This is a genomic window from Kribbella voronezhensis, from assembly GCF_004365175.1.
In the GTDB taxonomy this organism is placed as follows: Bacteria; Actinomycetota; Actinomycetes; order Propionibacteriales; family Kribbellaceae; genus Kribbella; species Kribbella voronezhensis.
Window position 1 is genome coordinate 3881353 of sequence record NZ_SOCE01000001.1, and the last position, 23406, is coordinate 3904758.

The window sequence follows — 23406 nt, forward strand, 5'->3', positions numbered from 1 at the left end:
TTACGGCAGGCGGACGTAGTCGCGGGTGGCCGCGTTGACTGCTGTCTCCAGGCCGGCGCGGTCCTGGGGGCGGCCGCCGGCGGAGAGTTCGAACTCCTGGGTGTCGGCGTAGGTGGAGACGATCCGCTCGGCGACCAGGCGGGTGCCGCGGGCGCCGTCGGGGTAGCCGTAGACGATGGTGGTGAAGGTGTAGGTCTCGCCCTCCATGTACGGGCTGGTCGCCCTGACCTTGCCGTTCGTTTGCGAGATCAGCTTGAAGCCCTTGACCGCGTGGAGCTGCTTGAGCTTCGCGGCGACCGCCTTCTTCATCGGCGTCGCCGCGGCATTGCCGTGGATCCGCACGTTCCACACCTTGTTCGGGCTGGTGAACTTCGCCTCGAACGTCGACAGCTTCACCATGGTCCAGCCCTTCGGCGTCAGCGTGATCACGCCGACGTCGGTTTTCGGGTCGCCCCAGCTCTTCTCGACAAAGCTGAGTTGAGTCGGCTTCAGCGCAGGCACGGCCGCCTGCGCGTTCGCGACGGTGGCGTTGGCGTGGTTGGTGGTGCCGGCGACGGCCGCGGTCGCGAGCCCCCCACCGGCGAGTACGGCGACGGCCGCGGCGAGGCCGGCGGTGCGGGTGAGGTGGAACTTCATGGTGATCTGCCCCCAAGGCTTGGAACTCTCGCGCAATCGGTCGACTACGTGGGCTTGGATGCCTTGCCCGCAACGAAAGTTCGACACATTCCGGCAGCAACTTTCCGGCTCCACCCGGCGTCAAAGGCTCTTCCGGACCCGGCGAGGTCGTTGCTGGAAGCAACGCAAACCGTCAGGACCGGGTGAACTCGACACGTACCCCGAGCAGACGCACCGGACGGCGGAACTCGAACTTCGCCAGGACGTCGAGCGCTGCCGCCGCCACCACCTCGGGATCCTGCGTACTCTCCTTCAGCTTGCGGCTCTTGATCGGCGTGTAGAACGAGATGAACCGCACCTTCACGTGCACCCGCTGGACCGACCGATCCTCGGCGACCACCTCGCGCGTCAGCGTCAGCGCCATCTCCCGCACCTTGTCCGCGATCTCGACCGGGTCCGACAGATCCGACGGATAGGTCACCTCATGACTGCGCGACACCGGCTCACGCGGTACGTCGGTCACCTCGGTGTCGCCCAGTCCACGCCCGAGCGCGAGATACCAGGAACCCATCTTCGGCCCGAACCGCTTCCGCAGTACGTCGAGATCGGCGGCCCCCAGCTCGGCCACGGTCTGCAGACCGAGCTCGGCGAGATTCGCCGACATCCGGCTCCCGATACCCCACAGCTCCCGGACCGGACGGTGGTTCATCACCTCGGCCCAGTTCTCCGCGGTCAACCGGAAGAGCGCGACATCGTCGGGCGTCGGCGGCCCCTCCGGTTTCGCGAACCCGGTCGCCAGCTTCGCCCGAACCTTGTTGTCACCGATCCCGATCGAGCAGGTCAGCCCGGTCCGCGCCAGCACTGCCGCACGCAACCGCGAGGCGAGCTGCTCGGGCTCGTCGACCGAAGCACCGACGAAACACTCGTCCCAGCCCCACACCTCGACCACCACCGGGAACTCCCGCAGCGTGTCCATCACCTCGGCCGACGCCGCGTCGTACGCCGCGGGGTCCGTCGGCAGGAACACCGCCTGCGGGCACTTGCGCGCAGCCGCCTTCAGCGGCATCCCCGAATGCACGCCGAACGCACGAGCCTCGTACGACGCCGTCGCGACCACCTGCCGCGCCTGACTCGGATCGCCCGAGCCGCCGACGACCACCGGCAGCCCGCGGAGCTCCGGACGACGCCGTACCTCGACCGCGGCGATGAACTGGTCCATGTCCACGTGCAGGACCCACCAGCGGCTCATACCTCAGAGGTATCACAGCCGCCCGAACAGGTCTTGGACCGCGCGCTGTCACCGGCGCCAGGGTGGAGGTGTCGAAAGGAGACCGAAAACCATGAAGGTATTTCTGACCGGAGGATCCGGTTACATCGGCCAGGCAACGATCGAGGCGCTGGTCCGGCACGGCCACGAGGTGACCGCCCTGGCCCGCAGCGACCGGGCCACCGCGACTCTCACCGGCCTCGGCGCCAAGGCCGTCACCGGCGACCTGACCGACCTGCCCGTACTACGGGACGCCGCGGCCGCGTCGGAAGGCGTGCTCCACCTCGGCTGGTCCGGCGAGCGGAGCGCCGAGGTCGATCTCGCGGCTGCGGAGGCGCTGCTCGCGGCACTCGGTGACCGCGGCCCCTATGTCCACACCGGTGGCGTCTGGGTCTACGGCGACACCGAAGGCGTCGTCGACGAGGACGCGCCGAAGAATCCGCCGCAGGTGACCGCTTGGCGACTCGAGAACGAGGCCCGGGTGCTCGCATCGAAGGAGTCCGGATCGCACCCGGTGCTGGTGATGCCCGGCGTCGTGTACGGCCGGGGGAGCGGGTTGCTCGAGTACTTCTTCGTCGAGCCGGCGCGCGCGGCAGGCGTCGTACGGGTGATCGGTGACGGTACGAATCACGTCACGCTGGTGCACGTGGACGACATCGCGGAGCTGTACGTGCTGGCGCTCGGTGCGCCCGCCGGATCGGCGTACGTCGGAGTGACCGAGAACCAGACCTTCGCCGCTATCGCTCCGGCGCTGGCGACGGCGGCCGGGGTGCCGGGCAAGGTGGAGCACCTCAGCCTCGCAGCGGCGTACGACCAGATGGGCGTGATCGCCGGCGCCTACGCGTTGGATCAGCAACTCACCGGCGACCGGGCCAGGCGGGAACTCGGCTGGGAGCCCAAGCACCTGGACGCCGTCGCCGATATCGCGGCAGGACGCTAGAGCTCCTTGCGCATCTGCTGCGAGATCACGACGTAGCCGAGGGAGTCGTACAGGGAGATCGCCGTGGTGTTGTAGCCGAACACGTTGAGGTCGAGCCGGTCGAACCCGCGCTGTCGGCACTCCTCCTCGCCGGCGAGCATGATCGCGCGGCCGTAGCCGTGCCCGCGCTGGTCCTCCCGCACCTCGATGTCGTAGATGAACGGGACCGGCTTGCGGGCATGGATCCACAGGTCGCCGACCAAGGTTCCGTCGGCGGCGCAGGCCGACCAGAGCAGGTGACCCTCGGTCGCCAGTCCGTCGGGCAGCAACTGCCGCATTTCCTTGTGCGACTGTTCGAGTGCTTGCTCCGGGGTCAGCGCCCGGGCCGGCCCGATCGCGGCCGCATAGCCGACGCCGATGCGCTCGTGCCAGCTGGTGAACTCGTCCTCGGTCATCGGGCGCAGGGTGATCTGCGGTGCGGTGCTCATCGGCCGACGATAACCCGCGACCGCGGCCAACATGGAGGTTTTGTTGCGATCGGATCGCAGATTCGGCGCGAAGGGTTGCTCAAGGGTTATCCCGCGGCGACGAGCCTTCCGGTCGCCCCCTGTGCTCACCTAGTGTCTGAGCGTCTCCGGTAGATGGTTGCCTTCGGCTACCTCCTGCCGGAGACGCTGCTGCGCCGGGGGAGCTCGGCGGAACCCGATGAGGAGGAACCGTGCGCCTGAAGCCCGCACGTACGACGGCCCTTGGAGTGCTCGGTGTCGCTCTGGTGGCCGGGCTGGGCCAGTTGCCCCAGTCCGTCGCGAGTCCGGCACCCGCCGACGGCACCGCGCCGACCGGGCCCGCGGCCGTGAAGGCCGGACCGGACGAACTGCCGAACGCGCTCGAAGACAAGCGGCGCGACCTGCGGCAGGAGGCGATGACCGATGTCCTGACCGGCGCCGCCAAGATCGAGAAGCGCGGTACCAGCAAGGTCGTCAAGGTCGGCCGGGAGATCGCCGCGCCGGCCGCCCGGGATGCTCGCGGCAAACTGAAGAGCGCCCGGATCGGCAAGAACCAGTACGTCGAACTCGCGCGGGAGAAGACCGACAAGATCTTCGTCATCCTGGCCGAGTTCGGCAACCAGCGACACCCGGACTTCCCCGACAAGGACACCGATCCGAACACGGCCGGCCCGTCGACGTACGACGGACCGGTGCACAACGCGATCCCCGCGCCGGACCGGACCAAGGACAACTCGACCGTCTGGCAGGCCGACTACTCCCCGGCGCACTACCGGGACCTGTACTTCGGCAAGGGCGACTCGGTGAAGACGTACTACGAGAAGCAGTCCTCGGGCCGCTACTCCGTCGACGGCACCGTCTCGGACTGGGTCAAGGTGCCCTACAACGAGGCTCGCTACGGCCGGAGCAACGGCACCCCGTGCGCCGACAACATCTGCTCCAACACCTGGAACCTGATCGCCGACGCGGTGAACCAGTGGGTCGCGGATCAGCAGAAGGCCGGCAAGACCGACGACCAGATCAAGGCGACGCTGAAGTCCTACGACCAGTGGGACCGCTACGACTACGACGGTGACGGCGACTTCAACGAGCCGGACGGGTACATCGACCACTTCCAGATCGTGCACGCCGGTGGCGACCAGGCCAACGGCGATCCGCACCAGGGTGAGGACGCGATCTGGTCGCACCGCTGGTACGCGTTCCAGAACAACTCCAGCGGCCCGTCGGCGAACAAGCTCGGTGGCGTCCAGATCGGTTCGACCGGCCTGTGGATCGGTGACTACACGATCCAGCCGGAGAACGGCGGGATGAGCGTCTTCGCGCACGAGTACGGTCACGACCTCGGACTGCCGGACCACTACGACACCTCCGGCCGGCCGAGCCAGAACCCGGTCAACTGGTGGAGCGTGATGGCGCAGAACCGGGCCGGGGCGAAGGGCGACATCGGTATCGGCCTGAAGCCGCAGGACATGGGCACCTGGGACAAGCTGCAGCTCGGCTGGCTCGACTACGAGACGGTGAAGGCCGGCCAGACCCGGTCGGTCGACCTCGGCCCGCACGAGTTCAACACCAAGAAGGCCCAGGGCGTGGTCGTGGTGCTGCCCAAGAAGAAGGTCACCACCCAGCTGGCCAAGCCGGTCACCGGCGCCAAGTCGTGGTGGAGCGGCACCGGCGACAAACTCAACAACACGCTCAGCCGCAAGGTGACGCTGCCCGCCGGGAGTTCCTCGCTGACCTTCCAGGCGAACTGGAAGATCGAGGACTGCGGGCCGGACCCGTGCGACTACGCGTACGTCGAGGTGAACGACGGCTCCGGCTGGAAGGCCGTCCCGGGCAGCATCACCAAGGCGGCCGAGGCGAACGGGATCGACGGCGACAGCCAGGGCTGGAAGCCGGCCGAGTTCGACCTGTCCGCGTTCGCTGGCAAGACGATCGACCTGCGGTTCCGGTACGCGACGGACGCCGCCACGCACGGGCTCGGCTTCTTCGCCGACGACATCAAGCTCACCGCCGGTGGGCAGACCCTGGTCGACGACGGCGCCGAGAACGGCGCGAACGGCTGGACGGCGACCGGCTTCCAGGCCGCCGGCGAGTCGGTCACCAACGAGTACGACAACTTCTACCTGGCGTCGAACTACACGTACAGCTCGTTCAACAAGTACCTCAAATACGGGCCGTACAGCTTCGTCGGTACGCCGCGGCCGGACTGGGTGGAGCACTACCCGTACGAGGACGGCCTGCTCGTCTCGTACTGGGACACCTCGCAGAACAACAACGAGACGGCGGTGCACCCCGGTGAGGGGCAGTGGCTGCCTATCGACGCGAACCCGACCTTGCGGGTGAACCTGAAGGGCGCGTTCTGGAAGACGTCGGTCCAGAGCTACGACTCCACCTTCGGGTTGCAGAAGTCGGACTCGTTCAGCCTCACAGTGAACGGGCAGAAGAACTACATCCGCGGCGCCGACGCGGTACCGGTCTTCGACGACCGCAAGGACTTCTGGTCGGCCGACGTTCCGTCGTACGGCGTGAAGGTGCCGCATGTCGGAGTGAAGATCCGGGTGGTCACCCAGCAGGGCACCTCGATGCGGATCCTGATCAGCAAGTGAGCTGATGCGCGAAAGGGCCCGGAGCACCATGCTCCGGGCCCTTTTCCGTGCCTCGTCACGGTCGGTGAGAACGGTGTGCGGACGTTTGCTGCCGGGTACCAGGAAAAGAACCCGCGGTTCGGCCAACAGCCGCGCAGATTCGCCGATCAGTCCGAGGTGTTCGTCGATGGCCCAGCTTTTCCGGACCCGCCCATGAACCGGCGCAAACCGCCGGCCGGAGCGGTCACGAAGGCGCCGGACGGCCTGCCGTACCCACTCATCGAGAACTGGGAGTGGCAGGACTACGCCGCCTGCAAAGACGTCAATCCCGAGTTGTTCTTCGCCGCCGAATCCGAGCGCGGCCTGCGCAAACATGCCCGTGAACTGCTCGCGAAGTCCCTGTGCGGCACGTGCCCGGTGCAGCGCGAGTGCCGCCGACATGCCGAGCTGGTCGGCGAGATGTACGGCGTCTGGGGCGGCACCACCGAAGAGGAACGCGAACCGGCCTTACACGCCCGCTCGCGCTGAGCTCTCTCAGTCGAACAGTTCCTCGAAGAAGGACTTCTTCTTCTTGCGTGGGTATTGCTGGTTGCCCCGGTCGTCGTAGCGCCGGTCCCCGTCGTACTTGCGATCGTCGTACTTGCGATCGTCGTACTTGCGATCGTCGTACTTGCGCTCCTCGTACCGGCGGTCGTCCGGCCGGCGGTCGCCGTACCGCTTGTCCTCGGACCGCTTCTCTTCGTACCGCGCCTGCTGCGGCGCCGGCGCGTTGAAGGCGACCTCGGCGTCGACGAGCCGCTCCAGCTCACCCCGGTCGAGGAAGATGCCACGGCACTCGGTGCACTGGTCGACGGTGATGCCGCTGCGCTCGTAGGTCCGCATCGAGCCTTGGCACTTGGGGCAGGTCAGGGTCTCCATCCAGCAACCCTAGGTGACGAAATCGCCGTCTTATCGTGCCTTCAGTGAACTCTCAGGGAGTCCTCAACCGGTCGAGCCCCACTGCTCCGAGCTCGACCAGGTGCTCCCGCCCCGGCGGCGCTTCGTAGGGCTCGGGCCAGAAGTCGGTGATCCGGGTAATCACGCCGTCCGGTACTTCGAAGTAGACGAGACCCACCAGTTGCTCGTCACCCACCGTGAAGTTCATCGACCCGGCCGCCGCGCTCCCGTCCGCGATCAGCCGCGTCACGGTGATCTGCCAGTCGCCGGGATACTCGCGGTTGAACTGGACGAACCGGTCCCGCCCGGTGATCCGCTCCCCGGTCTGCGGCAGCTCGTACACCACGTCGTCGGAGACGAGCTGCCCGAACGCTTCCCAGTCCCGCGCGATCATCCGGTCGAAGTACTCCCGGACGACGGTCCGGGTCTGCTCGGTGGTCATGAGCCGACCGTAGACCGCCGGGTCGACATTCTCGGATGAGAAGATGCTCGGGGTCTTTCCTCGGAGCGGAGAAGGTGGCATGGCGGAGCAGTCGGCGGGGTTGCTGGGGCGGCGGCGGGCTCGGGGGTTGTGGGTACGCGGTGCCAAGCAGCTCGGCTTCGCCAAGACCGGTGAGAAGGCGGAGCCGGTGGACAAGCCGGCCGCGCTCGACACTTTCACCCGGGCGCTGGAACTCGACCCGGGGATGACGGACGCGTGGCTCGGTTTCCACGCGGCCGGGGGCGACCACGACACCGCACTCGACAAGTTGGTCGCCGGACTCGCCCGCTTCGGTGAAGAGCGTGACGCGGACAAGCGGCGGCTGAGCTCCACCTTCCAGGCCGGCTGGTGGTTCACCCACACCCTGGAGACGACGGATCATGTCTGGCACGCGGAGGCGCTCCGCCGGCTCGCGGCGGGGGACGCCGACGGTACTGCGAAAGCCGTCGCTGAAGTCATCGAGGACACCCGCCGGCACTTCCTGCTGAGCGCGGTGGCGATGCTCCGCAAGCAGTACGAGGTCGCCATCGCCGAGTTGCGCCAGGTCCCGCCGGACGGCCACCTGGGCGTCGAGGCGATGCTCCGGCTCGGCATGGCGCTGGCCACCGTCGAGCAGTGGAGCGAAGCCGAGACCGTACTGCGGCAAGCCGCCGGCCAGCATCTCAACAATCTGGTGCAGGTCGACGCGGAGTACTACCTCGGCTTCGTCTACCGGGGGACCGGTCGCGAGGAGAACGCGCTCCGCCAGTTCGAGTGGGTCTACGAACGCAACAACGCGCACCGCCAGGTCGCCGAAGCACTCGCGGACTCGGACCTGAAACTCGACACCCGCCCGGCACCGCGCAGTACGGGGCCGATTGTGCCGCAGGTCCGCCGCGGCGAACCGACCCGGCCGACGCTGCACCGCCAGCCCGACTGGGGTGCGGTCCAGGGCATCCTCAACGAGCTCGATCGCAATGTCGGGATGGAGGACGTCAAGCGCCAGGTGTCGGCGGTCGCCGCCCAGGTCCGGGCTGGCCTGATGCGCGCCGAACGAGGACTGCCCACGGCCAAGCTCGGCGGCCACCTGATCTTCGCCGGCCCACCCGGCACCGGCAAGACCACCGTCGCCCGCGTCGTGGCCCGCCTGTACTGCGCCCTCGGGTTGCTCGCCGCGGACACCGTGATCGAGACCGACCGGTCCGGCCTGGTCGGGAACTTCATCGGCCAGACGGCGACGAAGACCAACGAGGTGGTCGACTCGGCGCTCGACGGGGTGCTGTTCATCGACGAGGCCTACGCGCTGAAGAAGAAGGGACTCAGCACCAACGACTTCGGCCCCGAGGCGATCGACACGCTGCTGAAGCGGATGGAGGACGACCGCGACCGGCTGGTGGTGATCGTCGCCGGGTACTCCGAACCGATGGCGGAGTTCCTCGAGGCGAACCCCGGGCTGCGGAGCCGGTTCTCGACGCGGATCGACTTCCCCCGCTACACCTCGGACCAGCTGCGCGAGATCGCTGTCAGGTTGGCGCACAGCAATGGCGATCACCTCACCGAGGACGGCGTGGCCGCGCTGACCGGCGTGCTCGACCAGGTCTGCTCGGACGGGCGGATCGACGAACTCGGCAATGCCAGGTTCATCCGGACGCTGCTGGAACTGGCCGGGAAGCACCGCGACCTGCGGCTGTTCCAGTCGCCCGGTCACCCGACCGACCTGGACCTGGTCACCATCACCACGCCGGACCTGACCGCGGCCAGCAGCGAGATCCTCAGCTTCTGAGATTTGGAGGACCCTCGTCCAGCCGGACGAGGGTCCTACCGGCTACTTGAAGCGGGAGAGGAAGTTCTGCACGATCGGGCCGGCCGCCTTGCCGCCCGAGATGCCGCCCTCGACGATGACCGCGAAGGCGACGTCACCGCGGAAGCCGACCATCCAGCCGTTGGTGATCACCTTGCCGTTCGAGACCACCTCCGCGGTACCGGTCTTCGCGGAGACCACGCCGCTGCCGGCCAGCGCGTGCGCCGTACCGCCGGTGACGGTACTGCGCATCATCGCCCGCAGCGCGGCGACAGTTGCCGGGGGCAACGGTGCGGCGGCGGGACCGGCCGGGTCCTTGCCAGGCACGAGAACGGGCTTCAGCGCGGTACCGTTCTTCACCGCGGCGCCGACCAGCGACATGGCCAGCGGGCTCGCCGTGACGGTGCCCTGACCGATCATCGAGGCCGCCTCGGCGACGTCGTCCTTCGGCGCCGGCACCTCACCGCCGTACGCGGGAATCGACAGCTTGAGGTCCTGGCCGATGCCGAACATGGCTGCCGTCCTGGTCATCCGGTCGGCCGGCAGCCGGCCGTGCTGGGAGATGAAGGCGGTGTTGCAGGACTGGTTGAACGCCCGCTCCATGCTGCCGTTGCCGTACGGCGCGAGTGCGTCGTAGTTCTTGAAGGTCTTGCCGAAGACGTTGATCGTGTTCGTGCACGGCAGCACGGTGTTCTTGGTCATTCCGGTGCCGAGCAGTGCCGCCGAGGTGACGATCTTGAAGGTCGACCCGGGCGCGTAGTGGCCCTGGAACGCGCGGTTGTAGTTCGTCGCGGTCGGGCCGTTGCCGGCGGCCAGGACCTGGCCGGTGGAGGCCTGCACGGCGACCAGCGAGGCGGGCAACTTGCTCGTCGCCAGGGCGGCTTCGGCGAAGCGCTGCAGGTTGGTGTCGAGCGTCGTCTTCACCGCGACCCCAGGCTTGGCCTGCTGCTTGAAGACCTCCTTGATCGCCATCTTGGTCTTGCCGTCCCGCAGCGTGACCGAGCCGCCCGGCGTACCGGCCAGTTGCTGCTGGTACGCGAACTGCAGACCGGTGGTACCGACCTGGTCGGAGCTGGACGCCGACGGACCCGCGTTCTTCAAGGTCTCCGCGGTCGCCGTCTTCATGGTGCCGATGACGGACCGGGCGAAGGTCGAGCTCTCCGGCAGCGAGGCCGTGCCGCCCATGGTCAGGACGCCGGGCAACTTGCCGACCGTGTTGCGGAGCTTGTCCCACTCCTCGGCGCGGATCGTGATCGCGTCGACGAACTGGCCGGGCGGCAGGCCTTTCGCCCGCTTCCACAGCCGGGTGCCGTCGACGTCGAGGTTCTTGGTGAAGGCGGCGTACGTCGCGGCGGTGGCCACGTTGCCGGAGGCAACCCCGACGATGACGACCGGCCGGTTCGTGGTCAGCGGCTTGCCGGTGCGGTCGAGGATCGAAGCGCGCGGCGGGACGGTGCGGACCCGCTTGAGATAGTTCGCCTCGCCCAGACCCGGGTAGATCGTGTCGCCCGACGCCTTGATCTTCCACGCGTCGCCGGTCTTCACCGCGGTCGCCGTACTGGTCCACTTCATCGTGCCGATGCCGCGCAGGATCGCCTCGACGGCGAGTTCCTGGGTGCAGTTGGAATCGTCCGAACACTTCGGGTCGCCCTGCGGCGTCACTGTCACGGACTGGGCGACCAGAGCGGTGTCCACACTGTCCAGCCGTGGGCCGAACGTCGTCGGCGCGTCGGTCAGCGCGGCCGCCTCGTCCGGCTTGCCGTCCGGCGCCCAGGCCTTGACCCAGGCATCCGCGAAGGCCTTGACCGCTGCCGCGGAAGCCTGCTTCTCGTTGTTCGGGTCAGGTTTCCCGCCGCCGTTCGACTTGCTGTCGGAACAGCCGGCGGTGATCAGGACGGCACTCAGGCAGACGATCGCAGCAGTTCGCTTCACGCTCTCAACTCTCGCACGGCATCGGGTACACACTGCGGACAAGGGACCAGCGTGCCATGCGGAGAAAAATGGTTCAGCCGAGCTGGATCACCGCGAAGCGGGCGCCCTCGGGATCGGAGAGAACCGCCATCCGGCCGAAATCCGTGTCCAGCAGGTCCCCGCCGAGCGAGCCGCCGCGCTCGACGACCTGGGCGACGGTGGTGTCCACGGCGGCGGTCGCGAAGTACGGCAACCAGTGCGGAGGCGTGTCCTTCGGCATGTCCGGGTGGAGTTCGCCGGTCCCGGCGACGGGGCGGTCGCCGACGTACAGGGCGGCGTACTGCGTGTCGTACCCGCCGACCTCCTCCGCCCGATAGTCGAACAGACCGAGGTAGAACTTCTTGGCGGCCTCGTGGTCCCGGCTGAGTGCCTCGCTCCAGACCAGCGAGCCAGGCGTGGATCGCCTCTCGGTGCCGACGTGGTCCGCGGCCTGCCAAAGTCCGAAGATCGCGCCGTTCGGATCGGCCGTGATCGCCATCCGGCCCTGCAACGCGATATCGCAGGGCCCGACGAGCCGACGGCCACCCTCGGCCTGTACGGCGTCCAGCGTGCGCTCGAGCTGGTCTGTCGCCAGGTAGGTGGTCCAGCGGCTTTCGCGGTGCTCCATCCCCGGCTGCTTCGGCCCGATCCCGCCGACGTCCTCGCCGGCCAGGCTGCAGACGAAGTACTCCGTGGAGTTCCGGTGCTCGCAGTTCCAGCCGAAGAGGTCGGCGTAGAAGCCCGCGGCAGCAGCCGGATCGTCGGCGGCCAGGTCCACCCAATTCGGCGTACCGGGCGGCCAGGGTGTGTTCCGCTCCACCATCAACCCCTCCGGGAATCCGTTTGCCGGGCCCCACACCCTGCCAGGGAGCACCGGCCACGTCGAGACGCCCGAGGAATGATCGGATAACGGTTCGATCACTCCCGGCGTATATCCTGCTACGTTGTGACCCGCCTAGCACTGCACAGCCGGCTGATTCCCGGCACCGAAGAGGCCTACGAACTCGAGCACGCCAGAGTCTGGCCCGAGCTGATCACGGTGATGAACCGCGCCGGCATCCGCGACTGGAGCATCTGGCGCAGCGGCCGGGATCTCTTCCACCTCGTCGAGTGCGACGACTACGAGGCGGCAGTAGCTCAGCTCGCGAACGACCCGGTCGACCAACGCTGGCAGGCCCACATGAGCCAGTTCGTCGAGTCCTTCGCCAAGAACCCCGACGGCACCCACCCCCTCAACCACGTCTGGACAATGTCCGAACAGACCGACTAGGTCCTCGCGCTCTCCTGCGGACCGCCACGACATCAGTACCGCGGTTCCGATGCTGGCCGTGAGCGCCAGGAGGGCAGACCCGCGGCGATTGTGATGGCCTGGCGGTCCGCCTCACCACTACGGACGCATTTCCCAGACCAGGATCTGCGCGCCTTCCGGGCCAGCCGTGACGCGCGGGCCGTCGGAGGCGATGAGGCGGGCGGCGTCTGAGGTGTTGAGTTCGCCTGCGCCTTCGAGGGTGATGGTGCCTAGGGCAACGAAGAGGTGGACGTAAGGGGCCGTCGGCAACTCGACCGCCGCGCCGGGGGTGAGGCGGGCGGCGTACAGGCCGGCGCCGCGTTGGTTGATGTGGATGGCTGTGGTGTCGGCGTGTTTGGGGAGACCCGACGCGATGGGGACGAGTCCGCCGCTGGACAGGGCGTCGTCGACCTCCGCCTGCTGGTACGACGGTGGTAGGTCGACCTCGTCGGGCCGGACCCACATCTGCACGTAGCGCACCGGTTCGCCGGCGTCGTTCTTCTCCGAGTGCTGGATTCCGCTACCGGCGCTCATCCGCTGGGCGAGGCCGGGGTAGACGATCCCGTTGTGGCCTTGAGAATCCTGGTGGACGAGAGCGCCGCGTAGTACCCAGGTGACGATTTCCAGGTCCTGGTGGGGATGCGTGGCGAATCCGGTGCCAGGGGCAACTACCTCGTCGTTGTGCACGAGGAGCAGGCCGAAGCCGACGTTCGCGGGATCGTAGTACGGGCCGAAGGAGAACGAATGGTGCGAGTCGAGCCACTCGTTCTCGGTCCGAAACCGGTCAGCGGCCCGGCGGATGTCCACACTCATGCGCACCAGTGTGGCTCAGTAGTAGCCCTTCTCGCCGTCGAGGAGTTCGCGGATCGTGTCCAGGTGCCCGACGTGCCGGGCGGTCTCCTCGACCATGTGGAGCACCATCCAGCGCAGCGTGGCCTTGGCCGCGCCGAAGTCGGGGTGCTTGCCGACCTCGTCGAGCGAATGCTCGGCGATGATCTTGTTCGACTCGGCGCACTGCTGCTCGAACTCGTCCAGCAGCCGGGCAAGCGGTACGTCGCCCGGCATCATGTCGAGGTCCTCCGGTTCCTCCTGGAACTGCGGGTTGCCCTCGAACGACTCGCCCAGGAACAGCACGTTGAACCAGCAGTGCTCGGTCCACCGCATGTGCGACACGAGCCCCGCCATCGTCATCAACGGCGAACTCGGCAACACCACCCGCTGCTCGTCGGCCGCGGCCAGCCCCTCGCACTTCCACCGCACCAGGGCCCGCTGCATATCGAGCCAGCCGACCAACTGGGTCCGCTCATCAGCCACGTACGGCGGCCGCTCCCGAGGAATCGTCATACCGCGGGACCCTAGGCGTCTACACGCTCCCACCGCATGCGAATAAACCAGCGCTGTTGCCAGAGGCGGGTTTCCGACATGTCGTGGCGGCGCGAGGAGTCGACGCCCTACGGTGAATAAACGAAAGGTCATTGCGTATTGGATGGGAGTGGCCATGAACCGACGGGTCGGCAGTGTGCTCGCGAGTGCCGTTGCAACGGGGCTGCTCCTGGCGTCGGCCGGGTTGGTGGCGGCGCAGGCCGCCCAGGCCGACCAGTCGGCGGTGCAGGTGGCGTGTACTGCGCCCGCGTGGGCCGAAGGGGTCAGCTATGCGGTCGGCGCCAAGGTGACCTATCAAGGGCGGTTGTACGAGGCCCGTACTGCGCACACCGCGCCGCCCGGCGCCGGCTGGAACCCGGTCGCCGCTGCCTCGCTCTGGCTCGACCTCGGCGCGTGCGACAGCACCCCACCGACCACGCCGCCGACGACTCCTCCGACGACACCGCCCACGACCCCACCGACTACACCGCCCACGACACCGCCGACCACTCCACCCACGACGCCGCCGCCTGGGTCGGCGACCTGTCCGGTGAAGTCCAGGCCGGGCGGCAAGGTGCTGCAGGGCTACTGGGAGAACTGGGACGGGGCGTCCAACGGCGTACACCCGCCCTTCGGCTGGACGCCGATCACCGACTCGCGGATCGCGCAGCACGGGTACAACGTGATCAACGCGGCGTTCCCGGTGATCCTGTCCGACGGCACGGTGAAGTGGGAGGACGGCATGGACGCGACCGTGAAGGCCGCCACCCCGACCGAGATGTGTCAGGCGAAGGCGGCCGGCCAGACCATCCTGCTGTCGATCGGCGGCGCCGCTGCAGGCATCGACCTCAGTTCGTCCGCTGTCGCCGACCGGTTCGTGGCGACCGTCGTACCGATCCTCAAGAAGTACAACTTCGACGGTATCGACATCGACATCGAGACCGGCCTCACCGGCAGCGGCAACATCAACCAGCTGTCCACCTCGCAGGCCAACCTGATCCGGATCATCGACGGCGTCCTCGCCCAGATGCCGTCGAACTTCGGCCTGACGATGGCCCCCGAGACGGCGTACGTCACCGGTGGCAGCGTCACCTACGGCTCGATCTGGGGCTCTTATCTCCCGATCATCAAGAAGTACGCCGACAACGGCCGGCTGTGGTGGCTGAACATGCAGTACTACAACGGCAGCATGTACGGCTGCTCAGGCGACTCGTACTCCGCGGGCACCGTTCAAGGCTTCGTAGCCCAGACCACCTGCCTCAACACCGGCCTGGTCATCCAGGGCACCACCATCCGAGTCCCGTACGACCAGCAGGTCCCCGGCCTCCCCGCCCAGCCCGGCGCCGGCGGCGGCTATATGTCCCCGTCGTTGGTCGCCCAATCCTGGAACACCTTCAGCAACTCCTTGAAGGGCCTGATGACCTGGTCCATCAACTGGGACGGCTCCAAGAACTGGACCTTCGGAGACAACGTCAAATCACTCCAGGGCCGCTGAAGCCCAGCTCAGCGAATCGAGGAGCCGGTAGAACCTGAGCCGCTGACCGTCGGGCTCCACGAGCCCGTAGCTTTTCAGGAAGCCGGTGGCGTCAACGGCCCACTCGTCTTCGATCTGGGCCTTGAGCAAGGCGAGATCGGCATACCGGTCGGCGATGCCGAGCCGACCGACATCGATCATGCCGGTGCACTCGAGGGTCTCCGGGTCGAAGAGGAAATTCGGCAGGCAGGCGTCCCCGTGACAGACGACAAGGTCCGCCTTCGCCCGGACCTCGTCCAACTCGCCGTACAAGCCAGCGAGCAACCGCTCCGACGGCACAAGCCGCCACTCATCCGTAAGGAAATCCGGCTCCACCGCACCCCGCCGTACGACGTCCGCCGCTTGCCTGACGACATCGTCCACCCGACGCTCGAACGGACAATCCACCAACGGCACCTCATGCAACGCCTTGACCATGGCCGCAAGACTCTCCACCGCACGACGCGATGGCGGCACATCACCACCGCCCACCCCCGGAACAGCCGTGGTCATCAACACCGCGCCTTCCGACGACTCAATCCAGTCGACGACCTTCGCCCCCGGAATCCCCGTACCTGCCAACCACTCCACCCGATCCCGCTCCCCACGCAGCTCAGCTACTCCATCCACCAAGCACCGCTTCGCATAAACCCCACCCCGCCGAAACACCTCCGTCGCCGACTCCCCACCCACCACCGGCTCCCACCCAGCACTCACCAAAAAGTCCACCCCGCCATCGTCACACCCACACCCAGGACGTCGCCGTCACCCGCGGCATCCGACAGCACCTACCTCGCCGCGGTCCATCACCACGCGCCCACTCGCCAGCCCAAGAGATGTCCCAACCGGCTTGACGTCAGCCGCCGATGGGTCGGTGCCGGGGTAGCGAACGAGGCTGGCGCCGCTCGACGACGCGCTGAGCGGCGACGGAGGAGCCGCGGCCCCGGGTGGGTGGGTCGAGCGGCCGACGTAGGAGGCGCGACGGGCGACGTACAAAAAACAGGACTGCGGCCGCTCGGTGGGCGGTCGCAGTCCTGGTCTGGGCGGAAAGGGAGTTTGGGTCAGCCGGTGGGGTTGCCGTTGTCGGAGCCGAGGGTGGCTTTGACGGTTTGGGCTTTGCCGGCTCGGGTGAAGGTGATGCTGACTTCGTCGTCGGGGCGGTGCGAACGGACTGCGGCGACCAACGCGTCCCCTGACGCGATCGCCTTGCCGTCGACAGAGGTGACGATGTCACCCTGCTGCAGACCGGCTTTGTCCGCCGCACCGCCCGCCGTCACCTTGCCGATGGTCGCTCCCTGCTGGAGCCCGTCGGAAGACCCCGCGTCGCCGACCTCTACGCCGAGCCGTGCATGCGTGGCCTTGCCCTTGGCCACCAGCTCGTCGATGATCGGCTTGGCCTGGTCGATCGGGATTGCGAAGCCCAGGCCGATGTTGCCGCCTTCGGATTGTCCCGATCCGCCGGCGGTCTTGATCGCGGAGTTGATTCCGACCACCTGGCCGGCAAGGTCGATCAGGGCGCCGCCGGAGTTTCCGGGGTTGATGGCGGCGTCTGTCTGGATTGCTGGGAAGACGGTGGTGCTGTTCTGCTCCTCGTCACCGGAGGTGACGGGACGATTGAGTGCCGAGACGATACCGCTGGTCACGGTCGCTTCCAGCCCGAACGGCGAACCGATCGCGACTACGCCCTGCCCGACGCCGAGCGTGCCGCTCTTGCCGAGTACGGCGGGCTTCAGGTCCTTGGCGTCGGCGCGGATCACCGCGAGGTCGGTCAGCGGGTCGGTGCCGACGATGGTGGCCGACAGCGTCCGGCCGTCGTTCAGCATCACTGAGATCTTGCCGCCGTTGCCGGCGCCGGCGACCACGTGGTTGTTGGTGACGATCAGCCCGTCCTGGCTGATCACGATGCCCGATCCGGTGGCTGCGCCCTGCGAGGTCGCAACGCCGATCTTCACCACGCTCGGCAGCACCTTCGCGGCCGCTGCCTGCACCGAACCGTCCGGCGCGGACACCGGTGCGGCCTGGCTGCCGTTCAGCGGGGCCGTGACCGACGGGGTCGAGCTGTTGGAGTCGTTGGTCGCCGAGTACACAGCGGCACCACCGACTCCGCCTGCGGTGCCGACCAGCAGCGCGGTGGCTGCCACCAGAGCCAGACCGCGCCGCTTGGGCTTCGGGGGCTCCGGCTGGGCCGGCTGCGGGCCGAACGGCCAGTTCGGGCCCGGTGACGTCCCCTGATGCGTCCCGGCCGTCCCGAACTGCCCGCCCTGCGGGTATGCACTCCCACCTGGTGAGTGCTGACCGATCCGCGGCTGCCCGCCCTGCGGCGCGTACTGCTGCTGCGAGTGCTGGCCGTAGCCCTGCATCGGCAACTGCTGGGTGCGCTCCTGCGGACTCGAACCGAACGACGGCGCGCCCTGCTGGGGCTGGTTCCCGTACGTCGAACCCTGCGCCGGTGCGTCGGGCCCCGGCTGGTTCTGCGGCTGCTGTGGCTGGTTCTCGGTCATGGGTAAACCTTGGCGGTTCCACCTGAGAGAGCCCTGAAGATCCCGTCAGAGCTCCCGAAGAACTCGATGAAGATCCCCTGAAGACACTGTGAGCTCCTGCTCACGCTGCCGACGCCGTACTGCGTTGTCGCGGCCGCACTGTCGCCGCGCGGGTTGGCCGTCGTTCCCCCGGACCGTGACCGCACTGTCGGTCGCGCAGTGGATGATGCACCGGTGCGAATCCTTCCGCCGGGGGCTGGTCGCGACGCGGGGGTCCTGTTGCAGACGCGAGGGATCCGGGCGTTCGGCGACGGGATCGTCAGCGTGGTGCTCGCCCGAGGAGCAAGAACGAGCTGCGGCGTAATCGTCTCGCCTGACGTCGAGCGCCGGCGACACGTCGTACGGGAGGTCAGCGGGACTGGGTGGCGGCGTGGGGGAGCCAGAGGGTGAACTGGGCGCCGCCGCCGGGGGCGTTGCGCGCGTAGATCATGCCGCCGTGTTGCTCGGCCGCGTGTTTCACGATCGCCAGTCCCAGGCCGGAACCCGGGCGGCTGCGTGCCTCACTGGACCGGTAGAACCGCTCGAAGACGTGCGGCAGGTCCGCGTCGGCGATGCCTGGTCCGCTGTCGGTGACGGTCAGTACGCCGTCCAAGAGGTGAACGCTGACCCGCCCCGCCGGCTCGCCTTCCGCCGTACTACGTTCCGCTGCGTCGGGCGTGCTGTACTTCGCCGCGTTGTCCAGCAAGTTCGTCACCGCGCGGCCGAGGAGTCGCTCGTCGCCCCAGACCGGGAACGGGGTCAACTGGACGTCCCACTCCAGCGACTGGGCGCGACGACGGACCTTGATCACCGCGTCCTCGACGACGTTCGACAGTTCGATCAGCTCGGCGTTGCGAACCTGCGGGGTATCGCGAGCCAGCTCGGTCAGGTCGCCGATCAGGTTGGTCAGCTCGTCCATCTGGGCGCGTACGTCGTCCAGCAACTGCTGGCGGTCCTCGGGCCGGAGCCCACCCTTCTTGTCTGCTTGGGCAAGGAGATCGAGGTTGGTGCGGATGCTGGTCAACGGAGTACGCAACTCGTGCCCGGCATCGCCGACCAGCCGGCGCTGCCGGTCCTGCGATCTCGCTAGCGCTGTGAGCATCGCGTTGAACGCCAACGCGAGCCGCGAGATCTCATCCGAACCGGTCACCGGGATCGGCTTCAGCTCCTCGGTCCGCGCGATCCGCTCGGCCTCGCCGGTCAGCCGGGCGAGAGGTCGCAGGCCGGACTGTGCGATCGCGTTACCAGCCAGGGCTGCGCCGATGACGCCGAGCAGACCCACGGCCCAGAGCACGATCCCAAGGTTGTGCAAGGTGCGGTCGATCGGCGTCAACGACTGCGCGACCACCAGAGCCGAGGGCTCGAGTTGGTCATCGTCGCAGCGCACCCCGCCCGGCAAAGGGCAATATCCGGCCGGCACCGCGATCACGCGGTAATGCGACCCATTCCGGGCACCTGCTGTTCGCAGACTGTAGACACCCGCTTCCTGGCCCTGTGCGATGGCGAGTTCGGGAGCCTCCATCGGTGGCGGGGCGGCTTCGAAGGCGCCGATTCGATCGCCCTCGGCGGTGTAGACGCCGAGGCGGATGTCGCTCAGGCCGAGCTCTTCAGGTGTGACCCGCTGGAGGTTGTCCTTGCTGGTCAGTACTCCGCTCTTGGCAGCCTGGGTGGCGCGGATGATCAGGCTGTTGTCGAGGTTGCGGTACATCTGCTGCCTGACGGTGGCGTAGGCGGCGACGCTGACGAATGCGACGGCGAGGCCGACGGCGACGGCTGCGAGCAGGGTGACCCGGGCGTGCAGGCTCAGCTCGTGCAGCTTCTCCTGCCACCAGTCCTGCGTGCGTGAAGCAGTCGCAACCATGCGCCGGTTGGCGCCGCTCCCGTTGCCACGCGCCCCGACCTTGCCCGCACTGCCTTGTGCTGAGCCGTCCTGACCGGGCATGCCTTGAGGCTGAGCGCCTTCAACCGGCACGCCCAGACCTGGTACGCCGTGACTCGGCGCGTCCTGACCTGGAGCGCGTGGAGGCGGTGCGCTCGGAGACATGTGCTGGTTCGGCACGCCCTGGGTCGGCACGCCCTGGGTCGGTTCGCCCGGAGCCGGGCCGGTGGGGCCGGTCGGGGTTGGGGCGGGTGGGCGGGGGCCGGTTGTGGGGCGGGTGGGCGACGTGCGGCGGCGGTCGGGGTACGGGGGCTGGGGGGTGCCGAGCTCCAGGGTTTCCTCGTCCGGCGGGCGGGCGTACTTGGGGAAGTCGTCGGGTGGGGGTTGCGTGGTCACGGTGGGGTGTCTCTCAGCACGTAGCCGATGCCGCGGACGGTGTGGATCAGGCGGGGCAGGTTGTCGACCTCGGTCTTGCGGCGCAGGTAGCCGATGTAGACCTCGAGGGAGTTCGCCGTGGTGGGGAAGTCGTAGCCCCAGACCGCGTCCAGGATCACCGCGCGCTCCAGCACCCGGCGTGGGTTGCGGATCAGCAGTTCGAGCAGCGAGAACTCGGTGCGCGTCAACGGGATCGGGATGTTGCCGCGGTGCACCTCGTGCGCATCGACGTCCACCACCAGGTCGGCGTACTGCAAGACTTCGCCGCGCGGCCCGCCCTCACCAGGCGTCGTACTACGGCGCAGCAGCGCTCGCAGCCGAGCCAGGAGCTCTTCCAGCGCGAACGGCTTGGTCAGGTAGTCGTCGCCACCGGCATCGAGGCCGTCCACGCGATCGGCGACCGCGTCGCGCGCCGTGAGCACCAGGATCGGGACGTTGTTGCCCGCGGCCCGCAATGCCTTGGTGGTCTCCAGCCCGTCCAGGCGCGGCATCATCACATCCATCACGACCACGTCCGGCTCGACGTTGCCGATCACCGCGAGCGCCTCGGCGCCGTCCGAGGCGGTCACCACCTCGAAGTCGTTGAACTCCAGCGAACGGCGCAGCGAGTCCCGGACCGCCCGGTCGTCGTCCACCACCAGTACTCGCATCTCGCGCTCCCGTTCGCCGGACCGGTCCACCCGGCCTTCTGTCGCGTGTCGAGGTTATGCCGTCTGTTTGAGAATCGGCTGAGAACCCGCTGATCAGTCGCGAACAAGCGCTACCGGGCGTAGTTTTCCGGCGTGGACATCGTCGAGTTCTCACCCGAGCCCGAGCAGTACGCCTGGACCTTCGGCGGCGCAGCACCGGTCCGCCGGGTGAAGCCGGGCACCATGCTGCGGCTGTGGACGGAGGACGCCTTCTGCGGCCGCCTTCGCAGTACGGCGGACCTCGCCAGCGCGTCACTCACGATGCCGTTCGTGAACCCGCAGACCGGACCGTTCTACGTCGAGGGAGCCGAGCCCGGCGACACCCTGGTGCTGCACTTCGTCGAGCTGACCCCTGCCCGAAGCTGGGGTGCGTCGGCAACCATCCCGTACTTCGGCGGCCTCACCAGCACCGACCGTACGGCGACTCTGCAGGACCCGTTGCCGGAGCGCACCTGGATCTACGAGGTCGACAGCGCCAAGCAGACCGTCGGTTTCCGGGCACAGGGCAGTGACCTCGAAGTCGCTCTGCCGATCGAGCCGATGCTCGGCACTGTGGGCGTGGCTCCGGCTGCGGGGGAGGTGCGGTCGTCGCTGGTGCCGGACACGTTCGGCGGCAACATGGACACGCCGGAGATGAGGGCAGGTGCCACCTGCTATCTGCGGGTCAACGTGGAAGGCGCCTTGTTCTCTGTCGGTGACGGGCACTACCGGCAGGGTGAGGGCGAGTCCTGCGGTACTGCGGTCGAGGGCGCGATGAACGTAGTACTGGTAGTGGACCTGCTCAAGACGCCTGGTCCTGCGTGGCCACGGATCGAGAACGACGAGTACCTGGCCGTCGTGGGCTCCAGCAGGCCGCTGGAGGATGCGTGGCGTGCAGGTCAGGTGGACATGGTCGGCTGGCTCGGTGAGCTCTGCGGTCTCGACAAGCTGGACGCGTACCAGCTCCTGAGCCAGATCAGCGAAGTCCCTCTTGCCAACGTGGTCGATGCCAACTACAGCGTCGTCACGAAGGTCCCCAAGCGTCTACTGCCGAGCACTGAGGTCTACAACGGTATCCACGCCCACCTTCGCAGTACTGCGAGCTGACCGCCGACCAACGCAGTACTGCGAGTCGAGGCGCCCGCCCACGCCGTACTGCGGGTCAGGCGTCCACTGTGCTCAATGTCGGCGCCTCTGCGGTACTGCGCTCGCTTCGGCTTCGGCGGCGGGAGATGCTGACGCCGATGAGGCAGACGGCACCGCCGGCAAGGGCAAGAGCCGCGGGCCGTTCGCCGAGGAGTGCCCAGGCGAGGACGATGGCGACGACCGGCACGAGGTACGTCGTGGCGCCCAGCCGGCCCGCCGTCGTACGGCGGAGAGCGAAGGCCCACGTGGTGAAGCCGAGCGCTGTCGGGACCGCACCGAGGTAGACCACCCACCAGATTGACGCAGCGCTCGCCGTACGCAGCTCGTGGAAGAGGGCGGGAGCGAACGGCAGGCAGCTGACCGCTCCGATGGTGCAGGCGAGCCAGGTGACCTGCGCGGCAGGCAGGCGGTCGAGCAGCGGCTTCTGGCTGACCACGCCCACGGCGTACGAGATGGCGGCGATGACGCAGAGGACGACTCCCCAGGTCTCCGCGCCGCCGGTCGACGTCGACGTACCGATCAGCAGCACGCCGCCGAACGCGACCAGGCTGCCGACGACGAGCTGCCGGGGGAAGCCTTCGCCGAGCGTCAGCCCGGCCAGTACGGCGATCAGCAGAGGAGCGATGTGGACGACCATGGCCGCGGTCCCGGCGTCGAGGCGGCGCTCGGCAGCGTTCAGGGCGACGTTGTAGACGCCGAACCAGAGCAAGCCGCACGCGAGTAGTGGCGGCCAGTCCCGCTTGGCCGGCCACTTCCGGGTGCGAACTGTCGGCCCGGCGGGTCGGCGGATGAACAGTAGGGCGCCGAGCGCGATGCTGCCGACCAGGAGGCGGGCCAGTGCCAGAGCGCCGGCGGAGAACTCGGTGCCGACGTGCCGGATCGCCACGAAGGCCGAGGCCCACAGCAGCACGGTCACGGCGGCAGCTCCGGCCGCTTGCAGGTTCTGGGGCGTTTTGACGGTCCTGTTCACCCGTCTAGGCTAGAAGGAGATTGTCTTTCTCTCCATGCTGAAACGATGCTTCGAGGTGCTCGATGGTTTCCGATGTGAACATGAATGGCGCTTCCGACCTTCGAACTGAGAAACCGCAGCTGGACGAGATCAATCTCCGGCTGCTCGCTGAGTTGCAACACGATCCCCGGATCCGCGCCACCGAGCTGGCCCGGCGCCTCGGTGTCTCGGCGCCGACTGTTCGCGAGCGGATCGCGCGGCTGGAGGAGTCCGGTGTGATCCGCGGCTACCGCCTCGACCTCGACCCCGGCGCCCTCGGACTGCCGGTCGCCGCCTGGGTCCGGCTCCGGCCGGGGCCCGGTCAGAACCCACGGATCATCGACCTTGCCCGCCGTACTCCGGAGGTGGTCGAATGCCACCGCATCTCCGGTGAGGACTGCTTCCTCATCCGCATCCAGGTCGCCTCGATCGGCGGTCTGGAGGGCGTGATCGACAAGTTCATCGTGCACGGCGAGACGACGAGCTCGTTCATCGTCTCCACCCCCGTCGACCCCCGCAACGTCCCCCTCCCCCCACTCTGACCCACTCGCCGTCCGGCCAGTGCACCC

22 protein-coding genes are annotated in these 23406 nt (G+C 68.1%); 8 read left to right on the top strand and 14 right to left on the bottom strand.

Annotated elements, in window-relative coordinates; translation table 11 throughout:
• Together EV138_RS17970 and EV138_RS17975 are read right to left on the bottom strand one after the other, a co-directional pair.
• Entirely contained in the window at positions 1-636 is a 636-nt protein-coding gene (locus EV138_RS17970) for a hypothetical protein (protein WP_133980036.1), read from the bottom strand.
• 172 nt (positions 637-808) lie between these two features.
• Positions 809-1864, bottom strand: coding sequence for a DNA polymerase IV (locus EV138_RS17975; RefSeq protein ID WP_133980037.1), 1056 nt, complete (start codon positions 1862-1864; stop codon positions 809-811).
• A 91-nt stretch (positions 1865-1955) separates the two neighbouring features.
• Between EV138_RS17975 and EV138_RS17980 the strand changes: the two genes are divergently transcribed.
• The gene (locus EV138_RS17980) at positions 1956-2822 is read left to right on the top strand and encodes an NAD-dependent epimerase/dehydratase family protein (RefSeq protein ID WP_133980038.1); all 867 of its coding nucleotides are present in this window, start codon (positions 1956-1958) and stop codon (positions 2820-2822) included.
• Here EV138_RS17980 and EV138_RS17985 read toward each other — a convergent pair.
• Entirely contained in the window at positions 2819-3289 is a 471-nt protein-coding gene (locus EV138_RS17985; protein ID WP_133980039.1) for a GNAT family N-acetyltransferase, read from the bottom strand. The genes EV138_RS17980 and EV138_RS17985 overlap by 4 nt on opposite strands.
• Before the next feature lie 230 nt (positions 3290-3519).
• Here EV138_RS17985 and EV138_RS17990 point away from each other — a divergent pair, with 230 nt between their 5' ends.
• Both EV138_RS17990 and EV138_RS17995 read left to right on the top strand, forming a co-directional pair.
• The gene (locus EV138_RS17990; RefSeq protein WP_133980040.1) at positions 3520-5913 is read left to right on the top strand and encodes an immune inhibitor A domain-containing protein; all 2394 of its coding nucleotides are present in this window, start codon (positions 3520-3522) and stop codon (positions 5911-5913) included.
• 192 nt (positions 5914-6105) lie between these two features.
• Positions 6106-6420, top strand: a complete 315-nt coding sequence (locus EV138_RS17995; protein ID WP_112245362.1) for a WhiB family transcriptional regulator — start codon at positions 6106-6108, stop codon at positions 6418-6420.
• Between the two features lie 6 nt (positions 6421-6426).
• On the opposite strand, the gene EV138_RS18000 is transcribed toward EV138_RS17995, so the two are convergent.
• Both EV138_RS18000 and EV138_RS18005 read right to left on the bottom strand, forming a co-directional pair.
• Positions 6427-6810 carry a TFIIB-type zinc ribbon-containing protein gene (locus EV138_RS18000; protein WP_133980041.1) on the bottom strand — a complete coding sequence of 128 codons (384 nt, stop codon included), beginning with the start codon at positions 6808-6810 and terminating at the stop codon, positions 6427-6429.
• 52 nt (positions 6811-6862) lie between these two features.
• The gene (locus EV138_RS18005; protein ID WP_133980042.1) at positions 6863-7270 is read right to left on the bottom strand and encodes a nuclear transport factor 2 family protein; all 408 of its coding nucleotides are present in this window, start codon (positions 7268-7270) and stop codon (positions 6863-6865) included.
• 79 nt (positions 7271-7349) lie between these two features.
• On the opposite strand from EV138_RS18005, the gene EV138_RS18010 reads away from it, so the two are divergent.
• Positions 7350-9071 (top strand): AAA family ATPase, encoded by a 1722-nt coding sequence (locus tag EV138_RS18010; protein ID WP_133980043.1) that lies wholly within the window; start codon positions 7350-7352, stop codon positions 9069-9071.
• A 42-nt stretch (positions 9072-9113) separates the two neighbouring features.
• Here EV138_RS18010 and EV138_RS18015 read toward each other — a convergent pair whose 3' ends face one another.
• Together EV138_RS18015 and EV138_RS18020 are read right to left on the bottom strand one after the other, a co-directional pair.
• The gene (locus EV138_RS18015) at positions 9114-11021 is read right to left on the bottom strand and encodes a penicillin-binding transpeptidase domain-containing protein (protein WP_133980044.1); all 1908 of its coding nucleotides are present in this window, start codon (positions 11019-11021) and stop codon (positions 9114-9116) included.
• 73 nt (positions 11022-11094) lie between these two features.
• Positions 11095-11862, bottom strand: coding sequence for a VOC family protein (locus tag EV138_RS18020; RefSeq protein ID WP_133980045.1), 768 nt, complete (start codon positions 11860-11862; stop codon positions 11095-11097).
• Between the two features lie 123 nt (positions 11863-11985).
• Between EV138_RS18020 and EV138_RS18025 the strand changes: the two genes are divergently transcribed.
• On the top strand, positions 11986-12309 hold the full coding sequence (locus tag EV138_RS18025) for an L-rhamnose mutarotase (protein WP_133980046.1): 324 nt from the start codon (positions 11986-11988) through the stop codon (positions 12307-12309).
• 117 nt (positions 12310-12426) lie between these two features.
• On the opposite strand, the gene EV138_RS18030 is transcribed toward EV138_RS18025, so the two are convergent.
• Both EV138_RS18030 and EV138_RS18035 read right to left on the bottom strand, forming a co-directional pair.
• Entirely contained in the window at positions 12427-13140 is a 714-nt protein-coding gene (locus tag EV138_RS18030; RefSeq protein ID WP_133980047.1) for a pirin family protein, read from the bottom strand.
• 15 nt (positions 13141-13155) lie between these two features.
• Positions 13156-13671, bottom strand: coding sequence for a DinB family protein (locus EV138_RS18035; RefSeq protein WP_133980048.1), 516 nt, complete (start codon positions 13669-13671; stop codon positions 13156-13158).
• Positions 13672-13825: 154 nt separating this feature from the next.
• Here EV138_RS18035 and EV138_RS18040 point away from each other — a divergent pair, with 154 nt between their 5' ends.
• Entirely contained in the window at positions 13826-15184 is a 1359-nt protein-coding gene (locus tag EV138_RS18040) for a carbohydrate-binding protein (protein ID WP_133980049.1), read from the top strand.
• Here EV138_RS18040 and EV138_RS18045 read toward each other — a convergent pair.
• The 4 genes from EV138_RS18045 to EV138_RS18060 all read right to left on the bottom strand — a co-directional run bounded on the left by EV138_RS18045 (position 15167) and on the right by EV138_RS18060 (position 20685).
• Positions 15167-15931 carry an aminoglycoside 3'-phosphotransferase gene (locus EV138_RS18045; RefSeq protein WP_133980050.1) on the bottom strand — a complete coding sequence of 255 codons (765 nt, stop codon included), beginning with the start codon at positions 15929-15931 and terminating at the stop codon, positions 15167-15169. The genes EV138_RS18040 and EV138_RS18045 overlap by 18 nt on opposite strands.
• A 332-nt stretch (positions 15932-16263) precedes the next feature.
• Positions 16264-17703, bottom strand: coding sequence for a S1C family serine protease (locus EV138_RS18050; RefSeq protein WP_133980051.1), 1440 nt, complete (start codon positions 17701-17703; stop codon positions 16264-16266).
• A 388-nt stretch (positions 17704-18091) separates the two neighbouring features.
• Positions 18092-19996 carry a sensor histidine kinase gene (locus tag EV138_RS18055; RefSeq protein ID WP_238158207.1) on the bottom strand — a complete coding sequence of 635 codons (1905 nt, stop codon included), beginning with the start codon at positions 19994-19996 and terminating at the stop codon, positions 18092-18094.
• Positions 19993-20685, bottom strand: coding sequence for a response regulator transcription factor (locus EV138_RS18060; protein ID WP_133980052.1), 693 nt, complete (start codon positions 20683-20685; stop codon positions 19993-19995). Before EV138_RS18060 ends, EV138_RS18055 begins: the two co-directional genes overlap by 4 nt.
• Positions 20686-20817: 132 nt before the next feature.
• Here EV138_RS18060 and EV138_RS18065 point away from each other — a divergent pair, with 132 nt between their 5' ends.
• On the top strand, positions 20818-21810 hold the full coding sequence (locus EV138_RS18065) for an acetamidase/formamidase family protein (RefSeq protein WP_133980053.1): 993 nt from the start codon (positions 20818-20820) through the stop codon (positions 21808-21810).
• Between the two features lie 55 nt (positions 21811-21865).
• Here EV138_RS18065 and EV138_RS18070 read toward each other — a convergent pair whose 3' ends face one another.
• Entirely contained in the window at positions 21866-22819 is a 954-nt protein-coding gene (locus EV138_RS18070; RefSeq protein ID WP_133980054.1) for a DMT family transporter, read from the bottom strand.
• Positions 22820-22881: 62 nt separating this feature from the next.
• Between EV138_RS18070 and EV138_RS18075 the strand changes: the two genes are divergently transcribed.
• Entirely contained in the window at positions 22882-23379 is a 498-nt protein-coding gene (locus EV138_RS18075; protein WP_238158208.1) for an Lrp/AsnC family transcriptional regulator, read from the top strand.
• Positions 23380-23406 lie beyond the last annotated feature (27 nt).